This window comes from Marinococcus sp. PL1-022 (assembly GCF_033845285.1).
Classification (GTDB): domain Bacteria; phylum Bacillota; class Bacilli; order Bacillales; family Marinococcaceae; genus Marinococcus.
Map to the genome: position 1 here is coordinate 656,094 of NZ_JAWXCX010000001.1, position 15,024 is coordinate 671,117.

At 47.0% G+C, this 15,024-nt stretch carries 10 protein-coding genes; 9 read left to right on the forward strand and 1 reads right to left on the reverse strand.

Annotated features, from left to right (window positions below; translation table 11 throughout):
• Positions 1–44: 44 nt before the first annotated feature.
• The 3 genes from SIC45_RS03370 (at position 45) to argH (ending at position 5,343) form a co-directional block, all read left to right on the forward strand.
• Positions 45–2,423 carry an ATP-binding protein gene (locus SIC45_RS03370; protein ID WP_319631076.1) on the forward strand — a complete coding sequence of 793 codons (2,379 nt, stop codon included), beginning with the start codon at positions 45–47 and terminating at the stop codon, positions 2,421–2,423.
• Positions 2,424–2,761: 338 nt separating this feature from the next.
• A complete protein-coding gene (locus SIC45_RS03375; RefSeq protein ID WP_298783442.1) occupies positions 2,762–3,967 on the forward strand; it encodes an argininosuccinate synthase in 1,206 nt (401 codons plus the stop codon).
• Positions 3,964–5,343, forward strand: coding sequence for an argininosuccinate lyase (gene argH, locus SIC45_RS03380; protein ID WP_319631077.1), 1,380 nt, complete (start codon positions 3,964–3,966; stop codon positions 5,341–5,343). Before SIC45_RS03375 ends, argH begins: the two co-directional genes overlap by 4 nt.
• 129 nt (positions 5,344–5,472) lie before the next feature.
• On the opposite strand, the gene SIC45_RS03385 is transcribed toward argH, so the two are convergent.
• Entirely contained in the window at positions 5,473–5,913 is a 441-nt protein-coding gene (locus SIC45_RS03385; protein WP_091614868.1) for a universal stress protein, read from the reverse strand.
• Between the two features lie 171 nt (positions 5,914–6,084).
• Here SIC45_RS03385 and SIC45_RS03390 point away from each other — a divergent pair, with 171 nt between their 5' ends.
• The 6 genes from SIC45_RS03390 (at position 6,085) to SIC45_RS03415 (ending at position 14,780) form a co-directional block, all read left to right on the forward strand.
• The gene (locus SIC45_RS03390; RefSeq protein ID WP_298783450.1) at positions 6,085–6,843 is read left to right on the forward strand and encodes an SDR family oxidoreductase; all 759 of its coding nucleotides are present in this window, start codon (positions 6,085–6,087) and stop codon (positions 6,841–6,843) included.
• Between the two features lie 77 nt (positions 6,844–6,920).
• Positions 6,921–7,604: a metal-dependent hydrolase gene (locus tag SIC45_RS03395; RefSeq protein WP_298783451.1), complete on the forward strand. Its 684-nt coding sequence runs from the start codon at positions 6,921–6,923 to the stop codon at positions 7,602–7,604.
• A gap of 200 nt (positions 7,605–7,804) precedes the next feature.
• Positions 7,805–9,115 (forward strand): CBS domain-containing protein, encoded by a 1,311-nt coding sequence (locus SIC45_RS03400; protein WP_298783453.1) that lies wholly within the window; start codon positions 7,805–7,807, stop codon positions 9,113–9,115.
• A gap of 17 nt (positions 9,116–9,132) precedes the next feature.
• On the forward strand, positions 9,133–10,092 hold the full coding sequence (locus SIC45_RS03405) for a bifunctional oligoribonuclease/PAP phosphatase NrnA (RefSeq protein WP_319631078.1): 960 nt from the start codon (positions 9,133–9,135) through the stop codon (positions 10,090–10,092).
• Positions 10,093–10,133: 41 nt separating this feature from the next.
• A complete protein-coding gene (locus SIC45_RS03410; protein ID WP_319631079.1) occupies positions 10,134–13,430 on the forward strand; it encodes a DNA polymerase III subunit alpha in 3,297 nt (1,098 codons plus the stop codon).
• Positions 13,431–13,544: 114 nt separating this feature from the next.
• Positions 13,545–14,780: an NADP-dependent malic enzyme gene (locus tag SIC45_RS03415; RefSeq protein ID WP_319631080.1), complete on the forward strand. Its 1,236-nt coding sequence runs from the start codon at positions 13,545–13,547 to the stop codon at positions 14,778–14,780.
• The last annotated feature ends 244 nt before the right edge of the window (positions 14,781–15,024 follow it).

The window sequence follows — 15,024 nt, forward strand, 5'->3', positions numbered from 1 at the left end:
AATGGGAAAGAAGGAGTAACAGTACTTTGAAGGGAGACAGATTTATGCAAACAGCTGAAATGCGCTGCAAACTTCCTGTCTCAGCATTAGCGGAGCGCTGCGATCCGCGCATGTTTTCCTTTCACACAACGAAAGAATTAACAGATAGAACTCAGGGAATGATTGGACAAGAGCGTGCAGTGAAAGCTATGGAGATGGGTTTGGATATTCAGGATGAAAATTATCATATGTTTTTAACCGGAGCAAGCGGGCTTGGGAAAACGACCTATGCCCGGAGAAAAGCAAAGGAAGCAGCAGAAAAACGACAGGTGCCGGCTGACTGGATTTATACATATTCTTTTGAAGATCCCAGGCGGCCGAGAGTGATGAGCATCCCCGCCGGAATGGCTGAGCCTTTTGCTAAAGATATTAAAGAATTGATTGAGGATCTGCAGGAAGAGATTGCGTCGACACTTCGCAGTAAGTCCTTTGAACGGAAAAAAGTAGCTATGGCGGAAAAGCATGAAAAAGCGATTAACGAGCATTGGGAAAAGCTTGAAGAGGAGGCCACGTCGAAGGGGTTTGCTCTTGAAAAAACAGAAGAAGACATCGTGGCGGTGCCGCTTAAAGATGACGGCGAACCCCACAGTGACGAAAGCTACAACGAACTTTCAAAAAGCCGGCAGGATTATATTATGGAAGAATCTCAGACGATCACCAGACAGGTGAACGACTTTTTGAGACAGCAGCAGGTGGCAAAGCGTATTTTAAGACGCCAACTCAGGGAAGCCGACGAACAGATGGTTCAGGCATCCATCCAGGGTTTTATTTCGACTTTAAAAGATGAATATATCAACGAAGGCTTACATACATTCTTGTCGGACATGGAAAAGGACGTTATTCAGCATTGGCAGGAATTCCTGCCAGCAAAAGAAACACAGGAGGAGCGCCCGGCTGTATCGGGCTTTTCGTTTCGCCGGTATGAAATTAATATTTTGGTAAATAACGGCGGTAATTCGGGGGCTCCTGTCGTTTATGAGTCTCACCCGACATATGTCAACCTGTTCGGGAAGGTTGAAATTGGCCGTAACGGAGGCTCCCCTACGGATTTTTCCCACATCAGAGGAGGGGCTCTGCACCGGGCAAATGGAGGGTTTTTAATCCTTCATGCCGCAGAGCTGATGTCTCATCCATTTGCATGGAAAGCATTAAAAAGAGCCATGCGACTGGGTTATATCCGGCTTGAGACTCCTTATGAGGATTCTGATATATTTGCCAGCACCTATCTCGAGCCGGAGCCTGTGCCTTTTCAGGCGAAGGTGCTTCTTGTCGGAACGAATGCTTTATACCAGAAGCTCCAGAAGGAAGATGAAACCTTCCGTAAGCTTTTCAAAGTGAAGGTGGATTTTACTACCACAATGGAGCGGACAAAAGAAAATATATGGCAGTATGCAACTTTTCTGGCCTGTTTTTGCGATAATAAACGACTCCGTCCTCTGACATCAGAAGCAGTCGCAAGGCTTATTGATTACAGCACCAGAGAAGCAGGCCACCAGCGCAAGCTTTCCGTTAAATTTCACGAAGTAACATCTTTATTAATTGAAGCGGATTATTGGGCGGCGCAGGAACAATCAGCCATCGTTGAACAAGATCACGTGCACGCTGCCTTAAAAGAAACAAATTACCGCTCAGCTCAGCCGGAAGCAGCCATTCATGAAGCAATTGAAGATGGAACAATCAATATCGCAACGAGCGGAGAAAAAATTGGCCAGATCAATGCACTGGTGGTAGCCCATACAGGGGATTATTCATTCGGTTATCCGACCCGGGTCACGGCGCGTACATATGCCGGGAGCGGCGGGATCGTTAATATCGACAGGGAATCCCAGCTTACCGGAGCCTTTCATACGAAGGGCCTTCATACACTGACGAGCTATCTGCAGGCAGAATTTGCAAGTGACCGGCCCCTGCCGCTCGCGGCAAGCATCACCTTTGAACAATCCTATCATTTAGTGGATGGTGACAGTGCTTCAAGCACGGAGCTTTATGCTCTCCTGTCTTCTTTGGCAGAAGTGCCGCTCCGCCAGGATATTGCCGTGACCGGAGCTGTCAATCAGTTTGGTGATGTGCAGGCAATTGGAGAAGTAAACGAAAAAATTGAAGGCTTTTATTATGTATGCAAAAAGCAGGGACTCACAAAAACCCAGGGCGTAATTATACCGACGCAGAACGCGAAGCATTTAATGCTTCGAAATGAAATCAGGCGGGCCGTGGAGGCCGGTGAATTTCACATTTGGGCGGTGAACACTGTGAAAGAAGGCATGGAAATACTTATGAGTGAACATGCCGGTGAGGTAGGAGAAAATGGATTCTACGCTTCCAATACTGTTTACGGTAACGTGCAGCAGCGCTTAATGGAGATGGCAGAAAAGCATCAGGAATAAATAAGTAGAGAGGCCCGTACAGGCGTCTCTGCTTATTTGTATGTTCATCCCGCTGTTTAGCAGGAGCATTTCAAAAGTGTTTTATAATTCATGCATGCACATACACCAGATTGCATGATAAAGGGCAGATAACGCATAAAATATCAAAAAAATAAATTTTTATACTAAAAAATTGTATTTTCCGGTTGCAAATTCTTTGCGGGCTTGTTAAAGTAATGAAAGAAGTTGAATACAGTAATCATAAACAAAGGCGCTGGTCCTTTTAATTTTTTCAAAATGATGTATAAAAATAATTAATCAAGCATGAATATTCAATTATAATCTGGAGGGAAATAAGAATGGCAGACAAAAAAGTAGTTCTCGCTTATTCAGGCGGTTTAGACACCTCGGTAGCAATTAAGTGGTTGAGCAGTCAGGGGTACGAAGTGGTAGCAGTAGGTCTTGACGTGGGTGAAGGAAAGGATTTGGAATTTGTAAAAAATAAAGCACTGGAAGTAGGAGCGGTACAGTCATATACGGTAGATGCCAAAAAAGAATTCGCCGAGGAATTCGTGCTTCCGGCCCTGCAGGCACATACGCTGTATGAACAAAAATATCCGCTCGTATCCGCATTGTCGCGGCCGTTGATTTCAAAGAAGCTTGTGGAAATCGCAGAGCAGACAAATGCCGATGCCGTAGCACACGGCTGTACAGGTAAAGGAAACGACCAAGTAAGATTTGAAGTCAGCATACAGGCTCTCAATCCTGATCTCGAAGTACTCGCACCTGTCCGGGAGTGGGGATGGTCGAGAGATGAAGAAATCGCCTATGCGAAGGAAAATGACGTTCCTGTTCCAGTGAATCTCGATAATCCATATTCTGTGGACCAGAATCTCTGGGGAAGAAGCAATGAGTGCGGCGTTCTTGAAGACCCATGGGCCACACCACCGGAAGGTGCTTACGATTTGACGAACCCGCTCGAAAAAACACCGGACGAAGCAGATATCGTCGAAATTGAATTCAAGCAGGGCAAGCCGGTATCACTTAACGGCCAGGCCTATGAACTGCAGGATTTGATTTTGGAATTAAACGACGTTGCCGGTAAGCACGGCGTAGGCAGAATTGATCACGTGGAAAATAGAATGGTGGGAATTAAATCAAGAGAAATTTATGAGTGCCCGGCAGCTATGACGCTGATTCAGGCGCATAAAGAGCTTGAAGACCTGACGCTCTCCAAAGAAGTAGCGCACTTTAAGCCGGTTATTGAGAAAAAATTGAGTGAAGTAATCTATGAAGGACTGTGGTTCTCCCAAGTGCGGCCGGCGCTTGAAGCGTTTTTGAAAGAAACGCAGACCAACGTGACAGGCATTGTACGGGTGAAATTATTTAAAGGCCATGCTATCATTGAAGGAAGAAAATCAGACTACTCCTTGTACAATGAAAACCTGGCTACCTACTCGACACACGACGAATTTGATCATAATGCAGCTGTCGGATTTATTCAGCTGTGGGGTCTGCCAACCAAAGTACAAAGTGCAGTTAACAAGAAAGGTGTTAATGTATGACCAAACTGTGGGGCGGGCGCTTTACAAAACAAGCGGAAGAATGGGTGGATGCCTTCGGGGCATCCATTCCTTTTGACCAAAAACTGGTGGAAGAAGACATCCAGGGAAGTATTGCGCACGTACATATGCTGAAAAATCAGGAAATCATCACCGAAGAAGAAGCTTCTGACATTCATCGCGGCCTGAAAGCAGTGCTTGCCAAAGCAAAAAACGGAGAATTGGAATACTCGGTCCAAAATGAAGATATTCATTTGAACATCGAGAAATTTTTAATTGATGAAATAGGCCCGGTCGGGGGCAAGCTCCATACAGGGCGGAGCCGGAACGACCAGGTGGCCACAGATGTTCATCTGTATGTGCGAAATCATACACATACCGTTATGAACTCCATCCGGGCCCTGCAGCAGGCGCTGCTTCTGCAGGCAGAGGAGCACGTGGAAACCATTATTCCCGGCTATACTCATTTGCAGCGGGCACAGCCTATATCCTTTGGTCATCACATGATGGCTTATTTCTGGATGCTTGAGCGCGACTACGGGCGCTTTGAGGACAGCTTAAAACGCACGAACATTTCTCCTCTTGGGGCAGGGGCCCTCGCCGGTACAACATTCCCTATCGACCGCCGGCAGACTGCAGAAGAGCTCGGCTTTGACGATATTTACCAAAACAGCCTGGACGCAGTAAGCGACAGAGATTTTGCTCTGGAATTTATGAGCGCGGCCTCCACGGTCATGATGCATTTATCGAGATTGGCCGAAGAAATGATCTTCTGGTCAAGCCAGGAATTCCAGTTTATTGAGCTCGATGATTCCTTTGCGACAGGAAGCAGCATTATGCCGCAGAAGAAAAACCCGGATATGGCAGAGCTTATTCGCGGGAAAACCGGGAGGGTATACGGAAACCTAATGGGACTGTATACGCTTTTGAAGGGACTTCCGCTTGCGTATAACAAAGATATGCAGGAGGATAAAGAAGGACTGTTTGATACTGTGCGGACACTTGAAGGGTCTCTGGATATTTTTGCAGGAATGGTGGAAACGATGGAAGTTCGTACGGAGAAAATGGCGGAAACTACGAGCAAAGACTTTTCCAATGCGACAGAACTGGCGGATTATCTAGCCGTTAAAGGAGTGCCGTTCCGGGAGGCTCATGAGATTGTCGGCAAGCTGGTGCTTGACTGCATTCAGAACAACAAGTATCTTGTGGACCTTTCCATCCAGGAATTTAAAGAGGCAAATGAAGCATTTGAAGAAGACATCTATGAGGTCTTAAAGCCTGAAACAGTTGTCAGCCGCAGAAATAGTGAAGGCGGCACCGGCTTCAAGCAGGTTCGTGCTGCCATCGAGCAGGGAAAAAAGGTAATAAACCAAGCGTAATAAGCATTGCTTCTGCCCCGCCCGGAGTAACCCTCCGGCCGGGGCTTTTTTGATGCAGAAGGGCCCTGCGCCTGGTTAAACAATAGAAAATCCCCGAATCCTTATGGATGCGGGGAACTGTTCCAGTTTTTATTTACGTACAATCAGAACATCACATTTTGCATGGCGGGCAATGGCTTCAGAAACGCTTCCGATAAACACACGTTCAACAGCATTCAAGCCGGTAGCACCGGTGATGATTAAATCTGCTTCATAGTTTTTGGCAAGCTCACGCGGGATCTTTGTTTTTGGAGAACCGAACTCCAACGAGGAGACGACGTCAGGGACCCCTGCATTTTTTGCTTCTGCCGTGTAGTTCTCGAGCAGTTCGTTGCCATATTCTTCTGCTCGTGCAATAATAGTACGGTCATACCGTTCCATTGTAGCGAATGTTCTTGTATCAATAACATGAGAGATGATTAATTTTGCCTGCTGCTCCTGTGCTATCTCAACAGATTTTTTGAAAGCTGTTCTGGATTCGTCTGAGCCGTCGACGGCAACAATAATAACTTCGTATCTACTCAATGCCATCCTCCCCTTTTGTCGTAGGATTTCTCTTTCCTATAGATAATTTTCCCTATTTTTTTAATTTAAAACGATGGAGTGTAGGTAAAAGGATGTGCCGGAAAAAGAAGTAGAAAATGTTCAAAAAATTTTCATTATTATATGACTAATGGATGATATAAAGGCGGGTGAATAACGATGAGGCATGCGTTAATTACAGCAGGCACCAAAGGCCTTGGCCGAAAAGTTTCTGAAGCTTTAAAAGAAAAAGGATATACATTAACGATTACTTACCGAAAAAAAGACGAAGCATACTATAGGATGAAAAAGCAGTGGGAAGAGGAAAGCAGCCGTGTTCAGTTTGTTCAGGGGGATATGGTGTCAAAGCAGGACGTTGAGCGGATGGTGGAGGAAGCTTACACAGCTTTTGGCCGTCTGGATGTTGTCGTGAATAACGCCGGCCCTTACATATTCGAGAAAAAACAGCTGGCAGATTACTCTGATGAAGAATGGCACCGGATGATCGACGGCAATTTAAGCGCTGCCTTCCACCTGGCTCGAAAGGCAATACCGATTATGCGCCGGCAGCAGTTTGGCCGTTTCGTCACATATGGATTCCAAAATGCCCCAACAGCACCGGGATGGCTTTATCGTTCAGCCTACGCTGCCGCAAAAAGCGGTCTGGTCTCGCTGACGAAATCAATATCGATTGAAGAAGCGCCTCATGGTATTACTGCAAATATGGTATGCCCGGGCGTAGTGACCGGAGATTTTAAGGAAGCGGATATTCATGAAGGCAGAGAGGTAACCGACCATTCCATCCCGGTGGGAAGACCGGCCACAGGCGGGGATATTGCGAGAACTATTTTGTTTTTAACGGATGACGATGCAGATATGATCACTGGTTCTGTGATTGAAGTGACCGGTGGAGTGGATGTGCTTCATAAGCACAGGTAAAAGGAAGGCAGTTTAAGTTTGGCCAGTAAAAGGTATAGTTCCCCGGAAACAGTTTTTGATTGCGGAGGAGGATATACATGAAAGTATCTTATCATGGTCACTCAGTAGTAAAGATTGAAACGAACGGCAAAACGATTTTGATTGATCCATTTATTACGGATAATCCGTTAACTGATTTAAACGCGGAAGAAGTAAAAGCAGACGCCATCCTGCTGACTCACGGACACTTTGATCACGTTGGTGACACAGTGGATATTGCTAAACGCAACAATGCGCTTGTTGTAGCACCGTTTGAGCTGGCACAGTATCTTGGCTGGCAGGGTGTAGAAACGCACCCGATGCATATTGGTGGCGGGTACACGTTTGATTTCGGTCACGTGCAGCTGACGCAGGCATTTCACGGATCCGGCTATTTCCTCGAAGAAGAACAAAAGATTATATACACCGGCATGCCAAGCGGCATCATTTTTGAATCAGAAGGCAAAAAAGTGTATCACATGGGTGATACCGGCTTGTTCTCAGATATCAAGCTTATTGCTGAAAGAAATAAGATCGATCTTTTATTCGTTCCGATCGGTGATAACTTCACGATGGGGCCAAAGGATGCCAAAACGGCAGCGGAATGGGTAAACGCGGATTATACAGTCCCAATCCATTACAACACTATGCCGCCCATTAAGCAGGACCCGCAGCAGTTTGTGGACTCGCTTTCACCGCTCAAAGGAAAAGCGCTGGAAGCAGGCGGATCCATCGAACTGTAACACTTTTAAAAAACCGCTCAGTCTTTAAAACAGACTGAGCGGTTTTTTTTAATGCAATTGCCGGCAGGCAGTTGAAGGGAGGGTTCTTGAACCGTATAATGTAATAGTACAGATAATAAAACAGAAGTAATACAGTTAGAAATTTACGCAGACAGAGCGTTCCCGGTAAATGCGTGAATAAAAAGGAAGGTACTGTGCCTATGGCGACCAAACATGAACAAATATTAAACTACATACTTGCCCTGGATGTAGGAGAAAAAATCTCAGTCCGAGGAATTGCAAAAAATTTAGAGGTAAGTGAAGGTACAGCGTACCGGGCGATCAAGGAAGCGGAAAACCAGGGAATTGTCAGTACAATCGAACGAGTGGGCACGATACGTATTGAAAAAAAGCAAAAAGAAAATTTTGAACGCTTAACGTATGCTGAAGTCGTCAATATTATCGATGGCCAGGTACTCGGGGGCAGAAACGGCCTGCACAAAACCCTGAACCGCTTCGTGATCGGGGCGATGAAACTCGAAGCGATGATGCGCTATGTGGAACCCGGAAATCTTCTTATTGTCGGCAACCGCTACCAGGTGCATAAGCTTGCACTTGAAGCGGGAGCTGCTGTTTTAATCACCGGCGGATTTGACACGAATGAACATGTCATTTCATTGGCGGACGAACTGGGACTTCCGGTCATTACAACGACATACGACACGTTTACGGTAGCCTCAATGATTAACCGGGCGATCTATGACCAGCTGATTAAAAAGGAAATTGTAGTAGTAAACGACATTTTAATTCCACTTCAGGACACCTATTTTATGACAGTGGATAACACTGTGGAAAAATGGCATGAAATGAACCAGAAAACCGGCCACAGCAGATATCCGGTGATCAGTGAGGACATGAAAATCCAGGGAATGGTGGCAGCAAAGGATGTTCTGGGTGCTTCAGTGCAGACGCCGATTGAAAAGGTGATGACAAAATCTCCGATTACGGTGAGTGAACGAACGTCTGTAGCTTCGGTAGCCCACACGATGGTGTGGGAAGGAATAGAGCTGCTCCCGGTGATGGATGATGCGAAAAAGCTGCTTGGTGTCATCAGCCGGCAGGATGTATTAAAAGCGCTGCAGATGGTGCAGCGCCAGCCTCACGTCGGGGAAACCATCGAAGATACAGTGACAAGCCGATTCCGGGAGGCTTCTCCAGGATCAGGCTTTATGTTTGAGTGCGATATTACTCCGCAGATGACTAATGCGCTGGGGACGGTAGCGAACGGGGTCATCATGTCGCTTGTCACAGAAACAGGCCGGCGTCTTTTAAGAGAATACAAAAAAGGTGACATGGTTGTAGAAAACGTAACGCTTTACTTTATCCGCCCAGTACAGATTGAAAGTAAAATTGAGTTGAACGGAAAAATCCTGGAAGTGGGAAGAAAACACGGAAAAGTGGATGTGGAACTGTACTACGAAGGTGCAATCGTCGGTAAGGCGATGATGATGGTACAGCTGCTCGACCGCTGATCAATGGAGGAAAAATAATGCAGATGTTTCAGGCAATCATACAAACGATAGAGCAATACAGTAAAATCATGATTTTCCGGCATGAACGCCCGGACCCGGACGCTCTCGGCTCCCAGGCGGGACTGGCGGCATGGATTAGAAAGCAGTTTCCCTGCAAAGAGGTGGGCACTACAGGTGAAAATGAGCCTTCTCTTTCGTTTTTAACAACCATGGATGAACAGCCGTTTGAAGTGGATGCCGAAACACTGGTTATCGTGTGCGACACTGCCAATATGGCAAGAATTGACGGCGGGGGATGGGACCAGGGAGCGGCGATCATAAAAATCGACCACCATCCGAACGAAGATCCATACGGCGAGCCGATGTGGGTGGATACGAAAAAAAGCTCCACCTGCGAAATGATTACCGAGCTGGTGCTGTATGCCCAGCAGTCTTACGGATGGGCGATCCCGAATGAAACCGCCCGTCTCTGCTATGCTGGTCTTATTGGGGACACCGGGCGTTTCCAGTTCAGTAATACCACGCCGAATACGATGCGTATGGCAGCTGAACTGCTTGCGTTTGATTTTGATCCAGGAGCCATCTATGCCGAAATGTATAAAAATCCTGAGAGTCTGGTGCGTCTGCGCGGGGAAGTGCTTAAAAACTTCACGCTGACCGAAGACGGAGCAGCCTACATGTACTTAACGCAGGACATGCTTAATAAGTACAATGTAACTATCAACGAATCTTCAGCGGTAATTAACTCCTTTGCTGATACAGAAGGTGTCATTGCGTGGGTGTTTTTTGTAGAAGAAGAGCAGGGGACATACCGTGTGCGCTTTCGTTCACGCGGGCCGGTAATCAATCAGCTGGCTGTTAAATACCACGGGGGCGGACATACAATGGCCGCTGGAGCGAAAGCAGAGAACATGAAAGAAGCGGAGGACATCATCCAGGAGCTTGAGACTATCTGCCGAAGCTGGAAGCAGCGGTAAAGAGCTTCGTAATAGGCCAGGCTGAAGGGAGGGAAAGGCGCATGTCACTGCACGCATACTCGGAATACAGCATTTTGCAAAGCACGATCCGGCTCGAAAATCTTGTGCGCAAAGCAAAGGAATACAACTGGCCGGCTGCAGCGGTTACTGATCGGGATACGATGCACGGCGCAGTTGCTTTTTACCGCCTCTGCCGGCAGTATCAGGTGAAAGGTCTCCCGGGGATTGAATTGTGGGTCCAGGGAGACATGAATGAGGACGAAGAATTTCCGGTGGTGGCGCTCCCGCAGAACAATCAGGGATACGCGCAGCTCATGCGGTGGGCCGGGGATAAACAACAGGACAAGCAGGTAACATGGGAACAACTGGCAGGCTCTGCCGGTTGTCTTTTTATCCTCCCGCTTGAAAACAGTGAGCCGGGCACCTTTAAGAACAGCCAGGACGCGTTACATGCATTTTTTGAAAAGTGGAGCAGGCGGTTCAAGCCTGACGCACTATGGCTTGAAGCACCAAAGGCTGGAGAGGAAATAGAATGGAGAAGGACTGCAGAGCAGTTCGGACTATCGATGGCAGCATCTCCATTAATCAATATGCAAACAACCGAAGAGGAGCGGGCCTATAAGCTGCTGCATGCAGTAAAGAAAGGCAGCGTCTGGAAGGATACGGTAATAGAGCAGAGGCCTTTCTCACTCGAAATGTGGCAGCAGGCAGCATTTGATTTGTATGAAGCTGAGCATATTGAAAACTGGAAACGGGCAGCTGATAAATGCGACGTAGACATTTCACTCGGGGAAACGCATCTGCCTGTATTTCCAGCTCCGCATGAGCAGTCTGCGGGCCTGTATTTAAAAAAGCTCGCGGAAAAAGGGATGCAAAAGCGTTATAATGCTTTCTCAGAACAAATGAGAGAGCGATTGGAGCATGAACTGAACGTTATTACCGAAGCCGGCTTTGCTGATTATTTTTTAATTGTGCAGGATTTTGTGGCGTTTGCTAAAAAACAGGGCATGTATGTAGGGCCGGGCAGAGGATCGGCAGCTGGATCGCTTGTTTCCTATCTTATCGGTATTACAGATGTGGATCCCCTGCAGTACGGCCTTCTTTTTGAGCGTTTTTTAAATCCGGAACGTACGGCGCTTCCGGACATAGATATTGACTTCCCGGATCACCGAAGGGAAGAAGTGCTGCACTATTTACGGAATAAATACGGGGAAAACCATGTGGCTCAGATTGTTACATTCAATACATTCGGGGCACGGGCGGCAATAAGGGATGCGGGAAGGGTACTCGAAATTCCCCATGGACTCATTAACCGTACGGCCGGTATGTTTTCAGGCTCTGATTCCATTGCCGGAAAAACTGCCGGTGACAAACAGCTGCAGCAGTGGCAGCAGAATGAACCAAAAGTTGATTCCCTTCTCCGGGCAGCTTCTTTTTTGGAGGGGCTGCCGCGCCAGACATCTATTCACGCCGCCGGTATCGTGCTAAGCAGCGAACGGCTGGAATCCTATACTCCCTTAATGGAGAGAAACGGCTCGCTGCTGTTAACACAGTATCCAATGGAAGATCTTGAAGCTCTCGGACTTGTGAAAATCGACCTGCTGGGGCTTCGGAATTTAACACTGCTCGAATATATGACTGAGGCGGTTCAAAAAGTAGAGAAGGATTTTCAGTTAAGGTACATTCCGATGGATGATGAAAAAACGTATCAGCTGCTGAGCGAGGGGAAAACGAACGGGATATTTCAGCTTGAGTCGGCAGGGATGAAATCTGCTCTGCAGCAGATCCGGCCCGACCGTTTTGAAGATATTGCCGCGGTGAGTGCCCTTTACCGTCCGGGCCCGATGGCTCAGATTCCGCTGTATGCAGAGCGCAAGCACGGAATAAAAGAAATGCCCGAACTTCCTGAACATATTGAAGACATCGCGGGATCTACGTACGGCATTATCGTATACCAGGAGCAGATTATGCAGATTGCGGTGAAAGTGGCAGGATATTCGATGGGAGAAGCAGATTCCTTCCGGAGGGCTATCAGCAAAAAAGATTCTGGTGAAATGAAAAAAGAAGAAAAACGGTTTCTTGAAAAAGCCGCAGCTTCGGGCGTGCCGAAAACGGAAGCAGAAACAATATTCAGCTGGATCGGGCAATTTGCCAATTATGGCTTTAATAAAAGCCACGCAGTAGCCTACAGCGTTATTTCCTATCAGCTGGCCTATATTAAAGCCCACTATCCGGCCGTTTTTTTCTCCTCCTTAATGACCACTCACGTACGAAGCGAAGAAAAGTTTCTGGAGTACCAGCGGGAAGCGAAGGAGCTTGGCATTAGACTGCTTCCGCCTTCCATAAATCAAAGCGGCTATGGGTTTCGTATCGAGGAAGGAAATCTCCGTTTTGGCTTGAATATCATTAAACAGGCAGGCAAAAATAATATCCAGATGATTTTAAAAGAAAGACACAGCGGAGGGCGGTTTGAATACTGGCTTGATTTTCTTCACCGCGTGGACACAAGAGCTATTGGCCGGCAGGGATTTGTGTACCTTATTCAGGCTGGCGTGTTTGATGAATTTGGCGTCGAGCGGTCAACGCTGCTCGCTTCGCTTGATCGTTCCCTGCGGATGATCGAAGGAGAGCAGGAATTCCAGGAGTTTGGTACAGAGCTGGCACCGAGAATGCGCTGGATTGAAGCTGAACCCCTTACCCGGGAAGAAAAGCTTGAGATGGAAAAAGAAGCCTCCGGATATTACTTGAGCGGCCACCCGCTGGATGCCTACAATGAACTTTTTGCTTCCTTCCGGTTATGGGACCTTGGACGTTCTCTTCCAACGGATAATCAACTGCGCTGGGCCGGCGGGTTCGTGAGGACGGTGAAAACCGTGAGAACAAAAAATGGACAGTCCATGTGCTTTCTGACGATGGATGATGGCTCCGGGGAGCTTGAAGTGGTCGTATTTCCGAATGTCTACCGGAGTGTGAAACCACTGCTTACAGAAAAATCGATTCTTCTGGTCCAGGGGCGCACCGATAAACAGGCCCGCAGCAGCAAGATGATTGCAGAAGCGTGTCTATCTCTGCAGGAGCTTGAAAAGCAGTCAGAGAGTACGCTGTTTGTTAAACTGCCGGGAGAAGGCGGAGAGCAGGCGCTGAGCCGGATTAAGCGGGTGCTTCGGCAGTCACCCGGGGCTATGCCTGTCATCGTCTATGACGAACAGCAAAAGCGTACCATTCAGCTCGAACCCAGTCTGAAAACGAATGCCGGAAATGCATGCATACGCGAACTTGAAAAGGTTGTATCAAAAGAATCTATTATTATAAAACCAAAGAAAGATGCCGCTGACTGATTATTCTGTTATAATAGGTAACGTTTATAATTAAAATGAATGAAACACTTGATGTGCTTCTAAAAGCACAGGGTTATGATTAAAATATAAAACATGCTGAAGGAGAGTGGCACTATGCCGACAACCCGCGAAGAAGCACTACATATTCATAAACAGAATCAGGGAAAACTGGAAACGGTCTCGAAAGTACCGGTGAGGAATGGAAGAGATTTAAGTCTGGCATATTCTCCAGGAGTGGCCGAGCCGTGCAAAGAAATTTTTGATGATAAGCAAAAGGTATTTGAGTATACAATGAAAGGTAATATGGTAGCGGTCGTCTCCGATGGCTCTGCCGTGCTTGGACTGGGCAATATCGGCCCGGAAGCATCCCTTCCGGTTATGGAAGGGAAAGCGGTTCTCTTTAAATCATTCGCGGGTGTAGATGCTTTTCCGATCTGCCTTGAAACAAATGATGTGGATAAAATCGTCGAGACGGTAAAATTAATGCAGCCGACGTTTGGCGGCGTGAATCTGGAAGATATTGCCGCTCCTAACTGCTTTGCCATTGAAGAACGACTGAAAAAAGAAACAAATATTCCTGTTTTTCATGATGATCAGCACGGAACGGCAATTGTTACCGTAGCCGGATTAATCAATGCCCTGAAGCTCAATAAAAAGCATATGTCTGAAATCCGCGTAGTTATTAACGGGGCAGGCTCAGCCGGAATTGCTATTATTAAGCTTCTGCGCCGCTTTGGGGTGAAGGATGTCATTTTATGCGACTCCAAGGGAGCTATTTACGAAGGGCGTCCGGAAGGCATGAACGATATGAAAGCAGAAGTCGCAAAGGTAACGAACAATGAAAATGTTTCTGGAGGCTTAAAGGAAGTAGTACAGAATACGGATGTATTTATTGGTGTTTCTGTGGCAGGAGTATTGTCGAAGGAAATGGTAGAGTCCATGAATGATGACCCTATTATTTTTGCAATGGCCAACCCGGATCCTGAAATCACTCCGGACGATGCCAAGGAAGCCGGGGCGAAGGTAATTGGCACGGGCCGTTCCGATTTTCCAAACCAGGTAAACAACGTGCTCGCGTTTCCGGGCATTTTTCGGGGAGCGCTCGATGTAAACGCCACTCACATTAATGAGGACATGAAAAAAGCAGCTGTATATGCTATTGCAGAGCTGATCACAGAAGATGAGCTGAACGAAGACTATGTTATTCCAAATCCATTTGATCCGAGAGTTGCCCCGGAAGTGGCTGCAGCAGTAGCGAAAACAGCGATGGAAACAGGTGTGGCGCGAAAAAATGCTGACCCGGAAAAAATCAAAGAAAAAACAAGAGCTCTTTCTGATATCGAAGAATAGTAAAGACCTATATTTCTAACCATTGAAGATGTCTGGCTTTTCCTATATATTAGAACTTGTATGTGATAAACTATGTGGAAGACTAATACCAGGAGCGATCGCTGATAAAACGGTCGCTCCTGATGTACGTCTGCAAATAAGACAACAGCGCTGCGTTATGTACACCCGCTGAACGGTGAATTACATTCCGGGACGCTGCAGTCTGCTTGCGTTTTTATTATTTGCGGAGCAGCCAAGCATTAAA